Genomic DNA, 14,326 nt, shown 5'->3' with positions numbered 1-14,326 from the left:
GACAGACACTCTCTATTCAGAAGGGTGTCTTTTGTTTTATGATAGATATAAGAAAATGGTTGCGGGGCTAGGGGGATACGATGAAAATTTTTCGAGAGTTATGGTGGTTTTTCAAACAGGAAAAAAAGTCTTACATAACGGGGATAGCGCTGCTCATTATTGTGGCAGCATTAGAACTTCTCCCGCCTAAAATTATTGGTTTAACGGTAGATGGCATTAAAGAAGGGACGCTGAATGGAAAGCGCTTAATGCAGATGGTTGGCATTTTGCTAGGAGCTGCTGTTGTGGCCTATTTCACAAGGTACATATGGCGTATTATGATATTTGGTTCATCTGTTAAACTAGCCAAGCAGCTGAGAAATACCCTCTACACTCATTTTACCAAGATGAATCAGGCCTTTTATCAGCGGCGGCGAATTGGGGATTTGATGGCGCATGCAACGAACGATATTCAAGCTATTCAACAAACTGCAGGTTCGGGCGTTTTGACGCTTGTGGATTCGATTGTCACAGGAGGGCTTGTTCTATGCACAATGGCCCTCACAATCAGCTGGAAATTAACGCTTATTTGCCTTATTCCTATGCCGCTTATGGCCGTTTTAACAAGTTACTATGGTACATTGCTTCATGCGCGGTTTCATCACGCACAAGCAGCATTTTCTACTTTAAATGATAAGGTTCAAGAAAGCATTAGCGGAATTAAAGTCATTAAGACATTTGGGGAAGAAGCAGCTGATGTCGAAGAGTTTCGCATTAAGTCTGCAGATGTTGTCCAAAAGAACATGAAAGTAGCACGAGTAGATGCATTGTTTGATCCGACCATTTCGATTATTGTAGCACTTTCTTTTTTACTTGCTCTTATTTTTGGCAGCAAGATGGTTATTAGTGAAGAGTTAACACTGGGGCAGCTTGTTACCTTTACAACTTATTTGGGCCTTCTTATTTGGCCGATGCTCGCGTTTGGCTGGCTATTTAACATTGTGGAACGAGGAAGAGCATCATATGACAGGGTATTTTCTTTATTAAAAGAAGAAAATTCGATTGAAGAAGCAGCGCATCCTAGTGTTGAAATGCCAACAGGAAATATTGAAGCTGTTATTCATAGGTTTTCGTATGTTAAAGAAGACGAATACACGTTAAACGAAATTTATTTTACACTTTCTCGCGGTCAAACGTTAGGTATTGTCGGAAAGACGGGTGCTGGGAAAACCACGCTTTTAAAGCTGCTGCTTCGTGAATTTGATGTAAGCGACGGAGCTGTTTTATGGGGAGGAAAAGACATTAAAGACTATGCTTTTGATTCATTGTACAAAAGCATTGGATATGTTCCTCAAGATCACTTTTTGTTTTCAACAACAGTCGCTGATAATATCGCGTTTGGAAAAAGAGAAGCAAGCAATCAAGAAATTAAAGAAGCGGCTAAAGTTGCAAATGTACATAGAGACATTCTCGATTTTACAGATGGCTATCAAACAATAGTAGGTGAAAAAGGCGTTTCGTTATCTGGTGGACAAAAACAGCGTATCTCGATTGCAAGAGCTCTTCTATTAGATCCTGAGCTTTTAATTTTAGACGACTCGCTATCAGCGGTAGATGGAAAAACGGAAGCTGGTATTTTACAAGCGTTGAAGCAAAAACGTCAAAATCGAACAACGATTATTACAGCGCATCGACTGAGCTCGGTTACTCATGCAGACCTGATTCTTGTACTTGATAAAGGGAAAATTATTCAGCGAGGAACTCATGATGAACTGCTTAGCGTGAGCGGCTGGTACCAGGATATGTACGATAGACAGCAGCTTGAACGTGCGGTAGAAGAAGGAGAGATCCAAAATGAAAATTGAGCACTCTTCGGTACATAAACGTCTGTTTCGCTATACAATTCCGCATAAAAAATCATTTTTTTTAGCGTTCACACTATTATTAATTGCTACGGCTGCGGATTTATTAGGGCCTATTTTGATTAAAATTTTTATTGACGATTATTTAACTCCTAAGTACTTGCCTCTTCAGCCTCTTGTGTGGCTTGCAAGCAGTTATTTGCTTTTACAGCTTTTAAAAATTGTCGTTCAATACTTTCAGCTTCTGCAGTTTCAAAAAATTGCGCTTCAAATTATTCAGCAGATTCGAATTGACGTTTTTTTCCATGTTCATCGCTTGGCGCTTCGCTTTTTTGACAACACGCCAACGGGAAGCCTGGTATCTCGAATTACAAATGACACGGAAGCCATGAAAGAAATGTTTGTGGAAGTCATCGCGGTTTTTATTCAAAATGGGGTATTTTTGATCGGTATTTTTATAGCCATGTTTATGCTAGATGTGAAGCTGGCTTTTTATTGTTTAGTTCTTTTCCCGTTCATTTGGGGACTTATGAAGCTTTATCAGCATTACAGCGCTATTTACTACGGACAGCTCCGAGAAAAGCTAAGTCAGTTAAATGCCAAGCTTCATGAGTCTTTGCAAGGCATGTCTATTATTCAGTTATTTCGTCAAGAAAAGCGGCTGCGCTCGGAATTTGAAGAAATTAATGATGAGCATTACAAAGCGGGGATGCGCAATATTAAGTTAGATGGTTTGCTGCTGAGGCCCGCAGTCGAAATTCTTTACATTTTAGCCGTTATTCTTGTGCTCAGTTATTTTGGTATTTCCGTAGCTGACAGCCCTGTTAAAATTGGTGTTCTTTACGCGTTTATCAACTACTTGGATCGTTTTTTTGAACCCGTTAATGAAATGATGCAGCGTCTTTCTATGTATCAGCAAGCGATGGTATCAGCCTCTCGGGTATTTGACTTGATGGATGAAAAAGAAAAAAATCCAGTCATGACAGGAGAACAAAAGCAGGGGGTACAAAAAGGAACGGTAGAATTCAGAAACGTAACGTTTTCCTATGATGGTGTTCGAGATGTGCTTTCTGATATATCATTTACGGTAAACGAAGGAGAAACTGTGGCTTTAGTAGGCCATACTGGAAGCGGGAAAAGCTCCATCATTAATTTATTAATGCGTTTTTATGAGCAGCAAAAAGGAGACATTTTGATAGATAATAAACCGCTATCGTCTTTTTCAAATAAACAGCTTCGAGATGAAGTAGGGCTGGTGCTGCAAGATGCCTTTTTATTTGCAGATACCGTAAAACGAAATATTACGCTGCACGAAGACCATTTTTCTGATGAACAAGTAAAAGCAGCGGCGGAATTTGTGCAAGCTCACGCATTTATCGAAGCTCTCCCTAATAAGTATAATGAAATGCTAGTGGAAAGAGGTTCCACTTTATCAAGCGGCCAGCGTCAGCTCTTAGCATTTGCAAGAACGGTCATCCGAAATCCCAAAATCCTTATTCTTGATGAAGCAACAGCGCACATTGATACAGAAACAGAAGAAGCGATTCAAGAAGTGTTAAGAGATATGGGAAAAGGCCGCACAACAATTGCGATTGCCCATCGTTTATCCACTATTCAACACGCCGACTGTATTTTAGTATTGCATAAAGGAAAAATCGTCGAAAAAGGCACACATGCTGAACTGCTAAACAAATGCGGTTTGTACTATAATATGTATCAGCTTCAGCACAGTGAAAAAGAAGAGAATTTCAGCAAAGAAACAGGAGTAAAAGAGACTTATACAGAATTGATAGAGTGAAGGCAAAAAAAGAAACAACCTTCATGAAGAGGTTGTTTCTGTCGTTTGAGCAGGGAATTCATTGTAAACGTTTAATAAATGATCTAATTCTTGACTATGTTTAATAGCAGGTGGAGAGTTTAATCCACTTACTCGGACTATGCGGATGAGTTCTTCTCGTTTCTTTTCAATCGCTAATAGAATATCTTTTTTGGCCAATGCTATGTATCCCTTCTAACAAGTCGTTTACCTAATTATACAAGATAATGGTACTATTTGAAAGAAGTGAGATAAGACAATTTGGTTACAAAATGGTAACGAAAAAGAACAAAAAGAACAAAAAAAGGAAGTGGGAAATGTGGGAGATTTAAATTTGTTTTTGGCATTTGGCGCAGGTTTTTTATCGTTTATTTCACCTTGCTGTTTGCCTTTGTACCCAGCTTTTTTATCGTACATAACGGGAGTGTCAGTTAGCGAGCTAAAGGAAGGCGCTAAGTCACATCAGCGAAAAGCTTTTATTCACACAGCTTTCTTTCTGCTTGGATTTTCTATTATTTTCATTATGATTGGCTTTGCGACGTCATTTATTGGTCAGTGGTTTTTTAACTATAGGGATTTAATCCGGCAGATTGGTGCTATTCTTATTATTTTCTTTGGTCTAGTTGTACTCGGAATTTTTAAGCCTCGAATTCTTATGCAGGAACACAAGCTTAGATTCGCAAATAAGCCGGCTGGCCTCTTTGGTTCTTCTTTTATTGGTATGGCTTTTGCAGCAGGGTGGACTCCTTGCACGGGCCCTATTTTAGTATCGGTTATGGCGCTTGCAGCGACAAACCCAAGCTCTGGTCTTTTGTATATGATAACTTATTCACTTGGGTTTTCTATTCCATTTTTTATTATGACGTTTTTTATTGGGAAAATGAACTGGTTAAAAAAACATATGAATTCCATGATGAAAGTTGGCGGATACGCAATGATTGGCATGGGATTTGTTTTGTATTTTGACTGGATGACAAAAATTATTATTTATACAACGAGCGTATTTGGAGGGTTTACGGGCTTCTGAAAAGGGAAAGTGATACAAAAAAGAATCTGGAACTTGGCAGATTCTTTTTTGTTTTTTAGAGACGAAATGTTCACTTTCGCTCTTAGGAAATAAGCACGAATATGATTCGAAAAAATATATAGAAAAAATTTATTTTTACTATATCTTCTATAAATACGGAGTGATACAATGAAATCGTCATATTTTTAATTGTTAAAAAGAGGTGTATAAATTGAAAGATATTTTGTTAATCTTGCTTTTGCAACTGATCTATGTACCGATCTTGACGCTGCGCACAATTTTTTTAGTCAAAGGTATGAGTATGTATGCCTCGGTTTTTGGATTTGTTGAAGCGTTAATTTATGTATTCGGCTTATCCCTTGTATTTTCAGGAGATCAAAGCACGCTTGCTATGGTTGTATATGCAGTTGGGTTTGGAGTGGGAATTATCCTTGGAAGTTATATCGAATCTAGACTTGCTATCGGATATACAACATTCTTAGTTAACCTTATGACCAAAAATGAAGAGTTGATTAACCGCCTTCGACAGGAAGGTTTTGGTGTTACTGTTTACCAAGGAGAAGGAAGAGACAGTGCACGCTATAGATTAGACATTTTAACAAAAAGAAGTAGAGAAGAAGAGCTATTAGCATTCATTGAAGAATATGAGCCTCGTGCTTTCATTATTTCATACGAGCCGCGTAAATTTAAAGGCGGGTTCTTACTAAAAGCAATGAAAAAGCAAAAACAAAAGCAAAAAGCAAAAGCAGATATCACCTCTACTAAATAAAAACAGAAGAGATCCTCTTCTGTTTTTTTGTTGCACTTTTACTTCTGATGTTTTTTGGATTATAATAATAAGTAAACACTAAACTATAGTAAAGGAAGGATTTCATTGGTTATTGCTTCAACACTTGTCGCAATTTTTATGGCTTCTTTCATATTAGTTGTTCGAATGAAAGCTGCTGATAAACCAACGAATGCAAAAAAAATTATACTTCCGCCTTTTTTTATGAGTACGGGAGCGTTAATGTTTATCTTTCCAATGTTTCGAGTAACGGGTGCAGAACTGCTTGAGGCGTTAATAGCAGGCATGATTTTCTCAATCCTGTTAATTAAAACGTCTAAATTTGAAATTCGTGACGATCATATTTACTTGAAGCGTTCAAAAGCTTTTGCATTCATTATTATTGGTTTGCTTATTATTCGAATTGCAATGAAAATATATTTAAGTTCTTCAATTGATGTTGGTCAGCTTGGCGGTATGTTCTGGATTTTAGCATTTGGTATGATTGTACCTTGGCGCATTGCTATGTACACATCGTACAAAAAGCTCGAACGAAAGCTGCATAATGATCGTCTTGCTAATACAACGATATTAAACTAAAAAAGGTGGCTACGCAGCCACCTTTTTTGATTTAAAATAAATGCTGATAGGGAACGGCATCTATTTTTTGCTTTTTTAATGTTTTTAATAAAAATTTATGATCACGTTTAGGCGTAGCTAAAATGTATCCACGTACGATTAAGTCTTCCGTTATAGAGGCTGCTTGTTCCTCAATTGCGAGTTCCCCAATTTTCCCCGCGATTTTTTGTTTGGCTACATCGCGAAATAGTTCAGGTACTGGTTCAACAAGAACGTTTAATAGCTGCTTTTGATCCGCTGACCAAAGGTGGACGGTTTTGGAAAGATAGTGATCTTGCCAATCAAGCTCAGACATGCCGTCTTCTTTTGGTAAGCGCTTTAAAAATTTCCTGAACATAAAAAATCCGCCGATAGCAAACATGCTCATTAAAAAGACAACCCAAAATAAAATAACCCATAAAAACCAGCCCTCTAGCATATTTTTCACTCCTTTATAAAGAGGTTAATCATAACATTACTATATTTATACATTTATTATAAAAGCCTTGTTCCTTTTATGGCAATATAAAATTCCTGCACTTTATGTGAGGGAAGAGTCTTTTTTGACTTATCAATAAGTTTATATAGACTTATTGGTAAGTAAATTATCGTTAGAATTATCTAAAAATGCTTATTTTTCAGCTTTTTAAAAGTTGGCACGTTTTTTGCATATAAACTAATTGAAGAATTATTTAATATGAGAGGAAGATAAAAAATGAGTCAAACTTTTAGCAAAGTAGCAACAAATTTACCGGGAGAAAATGCAAAGCAATTATTAGATAGAAGACACCGTGCCATTCCGAAAGGCGTAAGTTATGGCATTCCGACATTTGCTGATACGGCTGAAGGGGCGATCGTTAAAGATGTCGATGGCAATACGTTTATTGATTTCGTAGGGGCAATTGGCACAATCAATGTAGGGCACAGTCATCCAAAAGTGAAAGAAGCGCTTCACAAGCAAGTAGACCGTTTTATTCACACAGGATTTAATGTAATGATGTATGAGTCATATGTAGAGCTTGCAGAAAGATTAGCAGCAATTGCACCTGGTGAATTTGACAAGAAAGTATTACTTTTAAATAGCGGAGCAGAAGCTGTAGAAAACGCAGTGAAAATTGCTCGTAAATATACAAAGCGTCAAGGAATTATTTCCTTTAACCGCGGTTTCCATGGTCGTACATTAATGACAATGACAATGACAAGTAAAGTAAAACCATATAAATATGAATTTGGACCGTTTGCTCCTGAAGTATACAAAGCTCCATATCCTTATGAGTATCGCCGTCCACAAGGGTTATCAGTTGAAGCATACGAAGATTTCATGATTACAGAATTCAAAAACTTCTTAAATACAGAAGTAGCACCGGAAACGATTGCAGCTGTTGTAATGGAGCCGATTCAAGGTGAAGGTGGTTTCATTGTTCCAGGTAAACGTTTTGTGCAAGAAGTGTATCAATTATGTAAAGAGCACGGAATTTTATTTGTATCAGATGAAATTCAAGCAGGATTTGCACGTACAGGCCGCTACTTCGGTATTGAACATTTTGACGTTGAGCCTGATTTAATTACGGTATCAAAATCACTAGGAGCTGGCGTACCAATCAGCGGTGTCATTGGCCGTGCTGAAATCATGGATGAATCTAATCCTGGTGAGCTTGGCGGAACGTATTGTGGAAGTCCTCTTGGATGTGAAGCAGCTTTAGCTGTACTTGATATCATTGAAGAAGAAAAGCTAAATGAACGCGGTGAGTACCTTGGAAAAGTGGTAACATCACGATTTGAAAAACTAGCAGAAAAATATGACTGTATCGGTGATATTCGCGGATTAGGAGCGATGTCTGCGATTGAGCTTGTGAAAGACCGTGAAACAAAAGAAGCGGACAAAGAGCTTACACAGCGCATCGTAAAAGAAGCAAACAAGCGTGGATTATTATTGCTTAGCGCAGGAGTATTTGGAAACGTTCTTCGTATCTTAATGCCAATTGTTATTACGGATGAGCAGTTAGAAGAAGGCTTAGCTATTTTTGAAGCAGCACTAGAAGCAAGCGTACAGCAAACGGTTGAAGTATAAGAGAAATTGTGGCATGAGGCTGAGACAAACGTATTTTAGTTGAAGAAAGATCCGAACGATGAATCGAGATTTTTGATGAAGAATCCAACTCGTTCGGATTTTTCATGGCGATGGTGAACGCAGGTTTCATGTATGTGGCTGCTTCTAGCTGGTGATTGGAGGGCAAGACGAAGACTCCTGCGGGAAAAGCGGAACAGGTGAGACCCCGCAGGAGCGGAAGCAACGAGGAGGCTCACCGGCCGCCCGCGGAAAGCGAAATCTTGCACGGAAATCAACAGCGGTGTCACAAGCGATTCATACGAGCTCCTTTATCCTACTGGTTCGTCTTTAAATGGGCTGGATTTAGTTATGTCTCAACTTCATTCTTCATGAATCACAAAGAATGGGTATGTTTGGACACTCTATTTATAGATTTTTCATTTTCTGATAAAATAAAATAATAATTATTTTTTGACGAAAAGGTGATTCAAATGACCATTCATAAAAAGCATATTCAGCAAATTAACGACGAACTTTACGATATATTTGAGTCATCATTTGATGAAATCTTTGTAACTGATGCAAATGGATATGTGTTAGTTGTAAATTCAGAGTGTGAAAAAAACTATGCTTTGAAAGTGGAAGATTTTATTGGAAAGCACGTAAAAGAACTGCAGGAAATGGGTATTTTTTATCCTTCGGCCACGTTAAAAGTGATTGAATCTAATCAAGCGATTGAATTGGTTCAAAAAACAAACTCCGGCCGGTATCTTCATGTGCGGACAAGGCCGGTATTTATAAACGACGGGCATTTAAAAAGCGTTATTAGCTATTCTCGAGATCTAACAGACTTAATGGAATTAAAACGAAAAGTAGAAGAGATGGAAGAACAGCTTGAAAACTATAAAAAAGAGTTAAACGAAGCCGTGGATTTAGAAGGCATCGTGACAAAAAGTGAAGCGATGAAAAAAGTTTTTTCAACCATTCAACGAGTTGCTTCTGTAAATACAACCGTTCTTTTACTTGGAGAAACAGGGGTAGGAAAAAGCAGAGTAGCAAAACTGCTTCACCAGCTTAGTACAAGAAAACAGCAGCCGTATCATGAACTTAATTGTGCAGCGCTTCCTGAACAGCTTATTGAATCAGAGCTATTTGGCTATGAAGGCGGTACGTTTACTGGAGCATTTCGAGAAGGGAAAAAAGGGATCATTGAGCTTTCGAACGAAGGCACGCTTTTTCTAGATGAGATTGGTGAACTTTCTCTTTCAGCACAAAGTAAGTTGCTCCACGTGCTGCAAGACCGTACAATTCGTCCCGTGGGCTCAACAAGAGCAGTATCAATAGACGTACGAATTATTGCTGCTACGAATCAAAATCTAGAACAAATGGTGGAAGAAGGAAAGTTTAGACGTGATTTGTACTATCGACTTAACGTAGTGCCGATTACCATTCCTCCTTTACGAGAGCGAAAAGAAGATATTCTGCCGCTTGTCTATCAGTTTCTTCACCATTTTAATACGGTATACGAACGTAATGTACGTTTATCACCAAAGGCGTTAGATGCATTTTTAGGACAAGAATGGAAAGGAAACGTTCGTGAAGTGGAAAATATCATTGAGCGTCTGGTTGTTACAGGGGAAGAAATGATTACGCTTAAAGATTTGCCTTTTGCAAAAGAGTTTGCTATCGATCAACCTGTCCATACGCTTCCTGAAATGATTGAACATGTGGAAAAAGAGATGGTCATAAAGGCGTTTGAACAGCATAGGTCGTCTTACAAAGTAGCAGAACAGCTTGGTATTAGCCAATCACAAGCCAGTCGTAAAATTCGAAAGTACGTTTCGGACAGCACAGAACATTGAGTAGATAAATTTAAGCAGGGAGTGAAGAAATATGAAGCAAGCAAACTTATATATTAACGGAGAATTTGTTTCAGCAAATGATACATACGAAGTGGTAAATCCAGCAACAAATGAAGTAGTGGCTACTGTTGCAAAAGGTGGAGAGAAAGAAGCTAAGCTAGCAGCAGATGCTGCCTATGAAGCGTTTCAAACTTGGTCTAAAAAAACAGCAGAAGAGCGCGGTAAATTATTATTTAAATGGCATCAGCTGATCGAAGAACACACCGATGAACTTGCTGAAATAATGACAGTCGAGCAAGGCAAGCCTCTTAAAGAAGCAAAAGGTGAAATTGGCTATGCCAACGGATTCGTTTCATGGTACGCAGAAGAAGGAAAACGCATTTACGGAGAAACAATTCCAGCTTCTTCTCCTAATAAACGATTATTTGCTCATAAGCAGCCTGTGGGAGTCATGGCAGCTATTACACCTTGGAACTTCCCGGCAGCTATGATTACGCGTAAAGTAGCGCCAGCTTTAGCAGCTGGATGTACAGCGGTTATTAAACCGGCAGAACAAACGCCACTAACGGCTCTTCGACTAGCAGAGCTGGCACAAGAAGCGGGTATTCCAAAAGGCGTAATTAATGTAGTTACGGGAGATGCAAAAGCGATTGGAGAAGCGTGGCTTCAAGATGGACGTGTACGTAAACTATCGTTTACGGGCTCTACAGAAGTAGGTAAACTGTTAATGCGCGGAGCAGCTGATACGGTTAAAAAAGTGTCTTTAGAATTAGGCGGACACGCTCCGTTTATCGTAACAGCAAATGCTGATTTAGATAAAGCAGTAACAAATGCAATTGCTTCTAAATTCCGTAACGCTGGTCAAACATGCGTATGTACAAACCGCATCTACGTGCACGAGTCTATTGCTAAACCGTTCGCAGAGCAGTTTGCAGCAGCTGTTAGTCAGCTGAAAGTCGGAAACGGCTTAGAAGAAGGTACGGATATCGGACCTTTAATCGATGAAAAAGCGTTAGAAAAAGTAAAGCGCCATTTAGCTGATGTTGTAGAAAAAGGCGGGAATGTCTTAACGGGAGGATCTGTACGTGAAGAGGGCAGCGGACTGTTTGTTGAACCTACGGTTGTAGATGGTGCAACGGACGATATGCTTTGTATGTACGAAGAAACATTCGGACCAATTGCTCCAATTGCGACGTATCAAACAGAAGAAGAAGTTATTCGCCGTGCAAATAACTCGCCTTACGGATTAGCAGCCTATGTGTTCACTGAAAATATTTCAGAAGCTATCCGTATTGCTGAAGCTTTAGAATATGGTATTGTAGGGCTAAATGATGGACTACCTTCTACCCCACAAGCGCCGTTTGGCGGCTTTAAAGAAAGTGGACTTGGACGCGAAGGCGGACATTATGGAATCGAAGAATATTTAGAAGTAAAATATATTTCTTTAGGCTTTTAACAAAAAGTGATTTCGCTTTCCTGCGAAATCACTTTTTTAGTAATAGTACACGTGGGGAATTTGTGCATGTATGGATTGGAAATTCATGAATAAAAAACAAAATTCTTCTAGAGTACAGCATTCAAGATCTTCGCAATCGTGAGAGTTAAAAAAATCTTCAAGTATAGTTGCCTCCACGTCTTTAAATAACCAGTGGTGTTCAACGTCCTCAAAATTGCCGCGATAAACCTCACTTAACCCATAAAAGTCGAATATATCTTCCAGCTGCTTCTGTTGCATAGCCATCCCTCCTTTTCCTAGTATAAGAAAAAGAAAGAGATATTAAACAAGCCGTCATACTACTTTGTTTTTTTTTATAAAATCTCGTATAGTTAATAGTAATGACAAGCAAAGGAGTTTCGGTATGTTTACATATATCACGTTATTTGGTTTTCTTGGATTCGCTGTGTATTCGAGTACGTGGATTTATTCTATTGTCAAAAAAGATGGAAGAGCAAAGAAAAATGGAAAGGGTACTCTTATTAGTTTTCTTGTGATGCTTATCGGGTTAGTCGGTCTGCAGCTTACGTAATCATAGATTATTTTGACATTTTTACCACCTTCACTTATAGTTAACGTTGGGCGAACGTATGTGTGATTTTGGTCACAGTGCTTGCCTTAAGTTGAAAAAGAAAGAAGGTGGCATATTTGAGATATCACACACATATTGCAACATCGATTGCTGCCGGTGCCGGCGTGGCTATAACAGGAGACGCTTCGTTTACATTTCCTTATGTTGTAGGCATCGCGATTGGAGCACTGCTTCCTGATATTGATGAACCAAATTCATATATTGGTAGAAGATCTCTTGGTCTCGCAAAAATAATTAAATCTATTTTTGGACACCGAGGTATTACGCATTCTATTCTTGCAAGCGGACTTATTTTTTATTTACATACGATGTATGACAATGACTTTACATTAGGAATAGCCTATGGATACGCTTTTCATATTCTTGGAGATTTCTTTTCTAAACGAGGGGTACCTTTTTTCTCACCTCTTAGCAAGAAGAAGTTTAAGCCTCCTTTAACATATGAAACAGGTAGCGGAGCAGAGACTCTCATCTTTTACCTGGCAGTGATAGGAAGTTTCTATATGCTTTATAAGTATCAGCTGTACACCCAGCTGTTTTAAAGGAAGAAGAGGCTGGGACAAAAGTATGTTAGCCAAGGTGAATGACGAACTATTGATCAAAATGTTTGATTGGTGGTTCGTTTTTTATTGGAATGGTGAACGTAGGTCTCATCTGTTTAGTTGCTTCTAGCGGTTGATTGGAGGGCAAGGCGAAGACTCCTGCGGGAAAAGCGGACTAGATGAGACCCCGCAGGAGCCTAGAGGCGAGGAGGCTCATCGGCCGCCCGCGGAAAGCGAAGCCTTGTACGGATATCAACAGCGGTGTAAAAGGCCATTTATACTAGAGCATTTATCTAATTTGTTCGTCTTTAAATGGAAGTGATTTAGTTATGTCTCAACCTCTCTTTTAGGCTTCCACTACGTAAAGTTCAGTCGTTTTCATAGGAAGGGTAATGGTAATACTTGTGCCGTCATTTTTTTCACTGGATACATGAAAAAAACCATTATGTTCGTTAATAATTTTGTTGCAAATTGTTAGTCCCAGGCCTATTCCTCGTTCTTTTGTTGTATAAAAAGGCTCTCCTATATGAGGGATACGCTTTGAATCAATTCCACATCCACTGTCTTTTATCACAATGCACAGCGTTTCTCTAGCTGATTTTTCAATCGATACCGCCAGCTTGCCGCCGCTTTCCATCGAATCAATAGCATTTTGTATAATATGAATAAATACTTGGGTTAGCTGTGTTTTTTGCCCACTAACGAGCAGAGGATGTTCTTTTGGATAATGACGAAAGATATGGATGTTTTTGACTCCAGTAGCCGGTTCAAATTGCTTTAATACCTCATCTAACAAGTCGGTAATAACAAGGTTGTCTGTATATACGTACTCTTGTTTAGCTAAACTCATAAACTCTGTAATGATATGTTCAATTTGTGAAAGTTCATGCTGAATGAGATCTCGATAAATCATTGTTTTTTTCGGCTGCTGTGTCTCACTGAACAATTGTACAAACCCTTTAATGGTTGTCAAAGGATTTCTAACCTCGTGTGCAATACTTGCAGCAAGGTGACCAATGACAGAAAGTTTTTCTGAATTCTGGATCTTTTTCTCTGCTTGTCTTTTTTCTGTTACGTCTCGTGAGACAAATACAAACCCTTCGATTTCTCCAGTGGATGTGATAATTGGAGCGCCTTTACATTCTAATAAAACGATGGTGCCGTTCACGTGAAATTTTCGGTATTCAAATGTGGAGGCATCTTTTGTTTTGCTCATGTTAGCTAAAATAGTCGAGATTATGTGTTTGTCTTCGGGATACGCATTAATAAGCACATGTTGTCCAATAAGCTCATCAGGATAAATGCCTAACGTTTTAGCGTAAGAAGGAGAAGCGTATTCATAAATGCCATCTTCAGTAATAGCACATACTAAATCATGGGTATGAGATAAAATAGCTTGATGCTTTGGTTCATTGTTATCCGTAATGATTCGATCTTTTAATGGATAAAAAAGCTGATCTTCTTGGTTGGTGAAGGTGTGCCGAACTTGAGTGCCGCACATTCTGCAAAAATTATAATCTTCCTTATAGTTACAAGAAGGACAAACGGGCATCGAATCACTCCAATCAGATCTATGCAATGAGAGAGTTCTCAAGCATATATAATCATTATTATATATTCAAATTATAGGAAAAAATATGAAAAATCAAATGTGCTATAGAGAGGAGAATTGGGCTTGAAAACCCTGTAAAGAGATTTCAAATACATGTTTTTAGTT

General features: G+C 38.6%; 16 protein-coding genes. 12 read left to right on the top strand and 4 right to left on the bottom strand.

Going from position 1 to position 14,326, the window contains the following annotated elements:
* The first annotated feature begins 80 nt into the window (after positions 1-80).
* Together LIS78_RS20810 and LIS78_RS20805 are read left to right on the top strand one after the other, a co-directional pair.
* Positions 81-1,844, top strand: coding sequence for an ABC transporter transmembrane domain-containing protein (locus LIS78_RS20810; protein ID WP_252284297.1), 1,764 nt, complete (start codon positions 81-83; stop codon positions 1,842-1,844).
* Positions 1,834-3,639 (top strand): ABC transporter ATP-binding protein, encoded by a 1,806-nt coding sequence (locus tag LIS78_RS20805; protein ID WP_252284296.1) that lies wholly within the window; start codon positions 1,834-1,836, stop codon positions 3,637-3,639. Before LIS78_RS20810 ends, LIS78_RS20805 begins: the two co-directional genes overlap by 11 nt.
* A gap of 21 nt (positions 3,640-3,660) precedes the next feature.
* Here LIS78_RS20805 and LIS78_RS20800 read toward each other — a convergent pair whose 3' ends face one another.
* The gene (locus LIS78_RS20800) at positions 3,661-3,837 is read right to left on the bottom strand and encodes an aspartyl-phosphate phosphatase Spo0E family protein (RefSeq protein ID WP_013084718.1); all 177 of its coding nucleotides are present in this window, start codon (positions 3,835-3,837) and stop codon (positions 3,661-3,663) included.
* Between the two features lie 139 nt (positions 3,838-3,976).
* Here LIS78_RS20800 and LIS78_RS20795 point away from each other — a divergent pair, with 139 nt between their 5' ends.
* From LIS78_RS20795 to LIS78_RS20785, 3 genes are all read left to right on the top strand, one after another.
* Positions 3,977-4,684: a cytochrome c biogenesis CcdA family protein gene (locus LIS78_RS20795; protein ID WP_116075867.1), complete on the top strand. Its 708-nt coding sequence runs from the start codon at positions 3,977-3,979 to the stop codon at positions 4,682-4,684.
* Between the two features lie 211 nt (positions 4,685-4,895).
* Positions 4,896-5,453, top strand: coding sequence for a DUF2179 domain-containing protein (locus tag LIS78_RS20790; RefSeq protein ID WP_013058767.1), 558 nt, complete (start codon positions 4,896-4,898; stop codon positions 5,451-5,453).
* A gap of 105 nt (positions 5,454-5,558) precedes the next feature.
* On the top strand, positions 5,559-6,050 hold the full coding sequence (locus LIS78_RS20785) for a CcdC family protein (RefSeq protein WP_013058766.1): 492 nt from the start codon (positions 5,559-5,561) through the stop codon (positions 6,048-6,050).
* A 31-nt stretch (positions 6,051-6,081) separates the two neighbouring features.
* On the opposite strand, the gene LIS78_RS20780 is transcribed toward LIS78_RS20785, so the two are convergent.
* On the bottom strand, positions 6,082-6,507 hold the full coding sequence (locus LIS78_RS20780) for a DUF2621 domain-containing protein (RefSeq protein ID WP_013058765.1): 426 nt from the start codon (positions 6,505-6,507) through the stop codon (positions 6,082-6,084).
* A 276-nt stretch (positions 6,508-6,783) separates the two neighbouring features.
* On the opposite strand from LIS78_RS20780, the gene gabT reads away from it, so the two are divergent.
* The 4 genes from gabT (at position 6,784) to LIS78_RS20760 (ending at position 11,436) form a co-directional block, all read left to right on the top strand.
* A complete protein-coding gene (gene gabT, locus LIS78_RS20775) occupies positions 6,784-8,139 on the top strand; it encodes a 4-aminobutyrate--2-oxoglutarate transaminase (protein WP_014458523.1) in 1,356 nt (451 codons plus the stop codon).
* Between the two features lie 151 nt (positions 8,140-8,290).
* The gene (locus LIS78_RS20770; RefSeq protein WP_229754530.1) at positions 8,291-8,470 is read left to right on the top strand and encodes a hypothetical protein; all 180 of its coding nucleotides are present in this window, start codon (positions 8,291-8,293) and stop codon (positions 8,468-8,470) included.
* A 139-nt stretch (positions 8,471-8,609) separates the two neighbouring features.
* Positions 8,610-9,980 (top strand): sigma-54 interaction domain-containing protein, encoded by a 1,371-nt coding sequence (locus LIS78_RS20765; RefSeq protein ID WP_252284295.1) that lies wholly within the window; start codon positions 8,610-8,612, stop codon positions 9,978-9,980.
* 31 nt (positions 9,981-10,011) lie between these two features.
* Positions 10,012-11,436: an NAD-dependent succinate-semialdehyde dehydrogenase gene (locus tag LIS78_RS20760; RefSeq protein ID WP_209150613.1), complete on the top strand. Its 1,425-nt coding sequence runs from the start codon at positions 10,012-10,014 to the stop codon at positions 11,434-11,436.
* A gap of 36 nt (positions 11,437-11,472) precedes the next feature.
* Here LIS78_RS20760 and LIS78_RS20755 read toward each other — a convergent pair whose 3' ends face one another.
* Positions 11,473-11,715 carry a hypothetical protein gene (locus LIS78_RS20755; protein WP_028410878.1) on the bottom strand — a complete coding sequence of 81 codons (243 nt, stop codon included), beginning with the start codon at positions 11,713-11,715 and terminating at the stop codon, positions 11,473-11,475.
* 124 nt (positions 11,716-11,839) lie between these two features.
* On the opposite strand from LIS78_RS20755, the gene LIS78_RS20750 reads away from it, so the two are divergent.
* From LIS78_RS20750 to LIS78_RS20740, 3 genes are all read left to right on the top strand, one after another.
* Positions 11,840-12,007 carry a hypothetical protein gene (locus tag LIS78_RS20750; RefSeq protein ID WP_014458527.1) on the top strand — a complete coding sequence of 56 codons (168 nt, stop codon included), beginning with the start codon at positions 11,840-11,842 and terminating at the stop codon, positions 12,005-12,007.
* A 116-nt stretch (positions 12,008-12,123) separates the two neighbouring features.
* Positions 12,124-12,609, top strand: coding sequence for a metal-dependent hydrolase (locus tag LIS78_RS20745; RefSeq protein ID WP_025750238.1), 486 nt, complete (start codon positions 12,124-12,126; stop codon positions 12,607-12,609).
* Between the two features lie 133 nt (positions 12,610-12,742).
* On the top strand, positions 12,743-12,931 hold the full coding sequence (locus LIS78_RS20740) for a hypothetical protein (RefSeq protein WP_252285372.1): 189 nt from the start codon (positions 12,743-12,745) through the stop codon (positions 12,929-12,931).
* Between the two features lie 24 nt (positions 12,932-12,955).
* Here LIS78_RS20740 and LIS78_RS20735 read toward each other — a convergent pair whose 3' ends face one another.
* Positions 12,956-14,161 (bottom strand): ATP-binding protein, encoded by a 1,206-nt coding sequence (locus tag LIS78_RS20735; RefSeq protein ID WP_252284294.1) that lies wholly within the window; start codon positions 14,159-14,161, stop codon positions 12,956-12,958.
* Between the last annotated feature and the right edge of the window lie 165 nt (positions 14,162-14,326).

The sequence above is a fragment of the Priestia megaterium genome, assembly GCF_023824195.1.
GTDB lineage: Bacteria > Bacillota > Bacilli > Bacillales > Bacillaceae_H > Priestia > Priestia megaterium_D.
This window is presented reverse-complemented; position numbering and strand designations above follow the sequence as displayed.

Bases quoted from the DNA above. Each gene is read 5' to 3' on its own strand.
- LIS78_RS20755 (WP_028410878.1), bottom strand. From the start codon at position 11,715: ATGCAACAGAAGCAGCTGGAAGATATATTCGACTTTTATGGGTTAAGT.
- LIS78_RS20735 (WP_252284294.1), bottom strand. From the start codon at position 14,161: ATGCCCGTTTGTCCTTCTTGTAACTATAAGGAAGATTATAATTTTTGC.
- LIS78_RS20760 (WP_209150613.1), top strand. From the start codon at position 10,012: ATGAAGCAAGCAAACTTATATATTAACGGAGAATTTGTTTCAGCAAAT.
- gabT (WP_014458523.1), top strand. From the start codon at position 6,784: ATGAGTCAAACTTTTAGCAAAGTAGCAACAAATTTACCGGGAGAAAAT.
- LIS78_RS20805 (WP_252284296.1), top strand. From the start codon at position 1,834: ATGAAAATTGAGCACTCTTCGGTACATAAACGTCTGTTTCGCTATACA.
- LIS78_RS20810 (WP_252284297.1), top strand. From the start codon at position 81: ATGAAAATTTTTCGAGAGTTATGGTGGTTTTTCAAACAGGAAAAAAAG.
- LIS78_RS20780 (WP_013058765.1), bottom strand. From the start codon at position 6,507: ATGCTAGAGGGCTGGTTTTTATGGGTTATTTTATTTTGGGTTGTCTTT.
- LIS78_RS20750 (WP_014458527.1), top strand. From the start codon at position 11,840: ATGTTTACATATATCACGTTATTTGGTTTTCTTGGATTCGCTGTGTAT.
- LIS78_RS20765 (WP_252284295.1), top strand. From the start codon at position 8,610: ATGACCATTCATAAAAAGCATATTCAGCAAATTAACGACGAACTTTAC.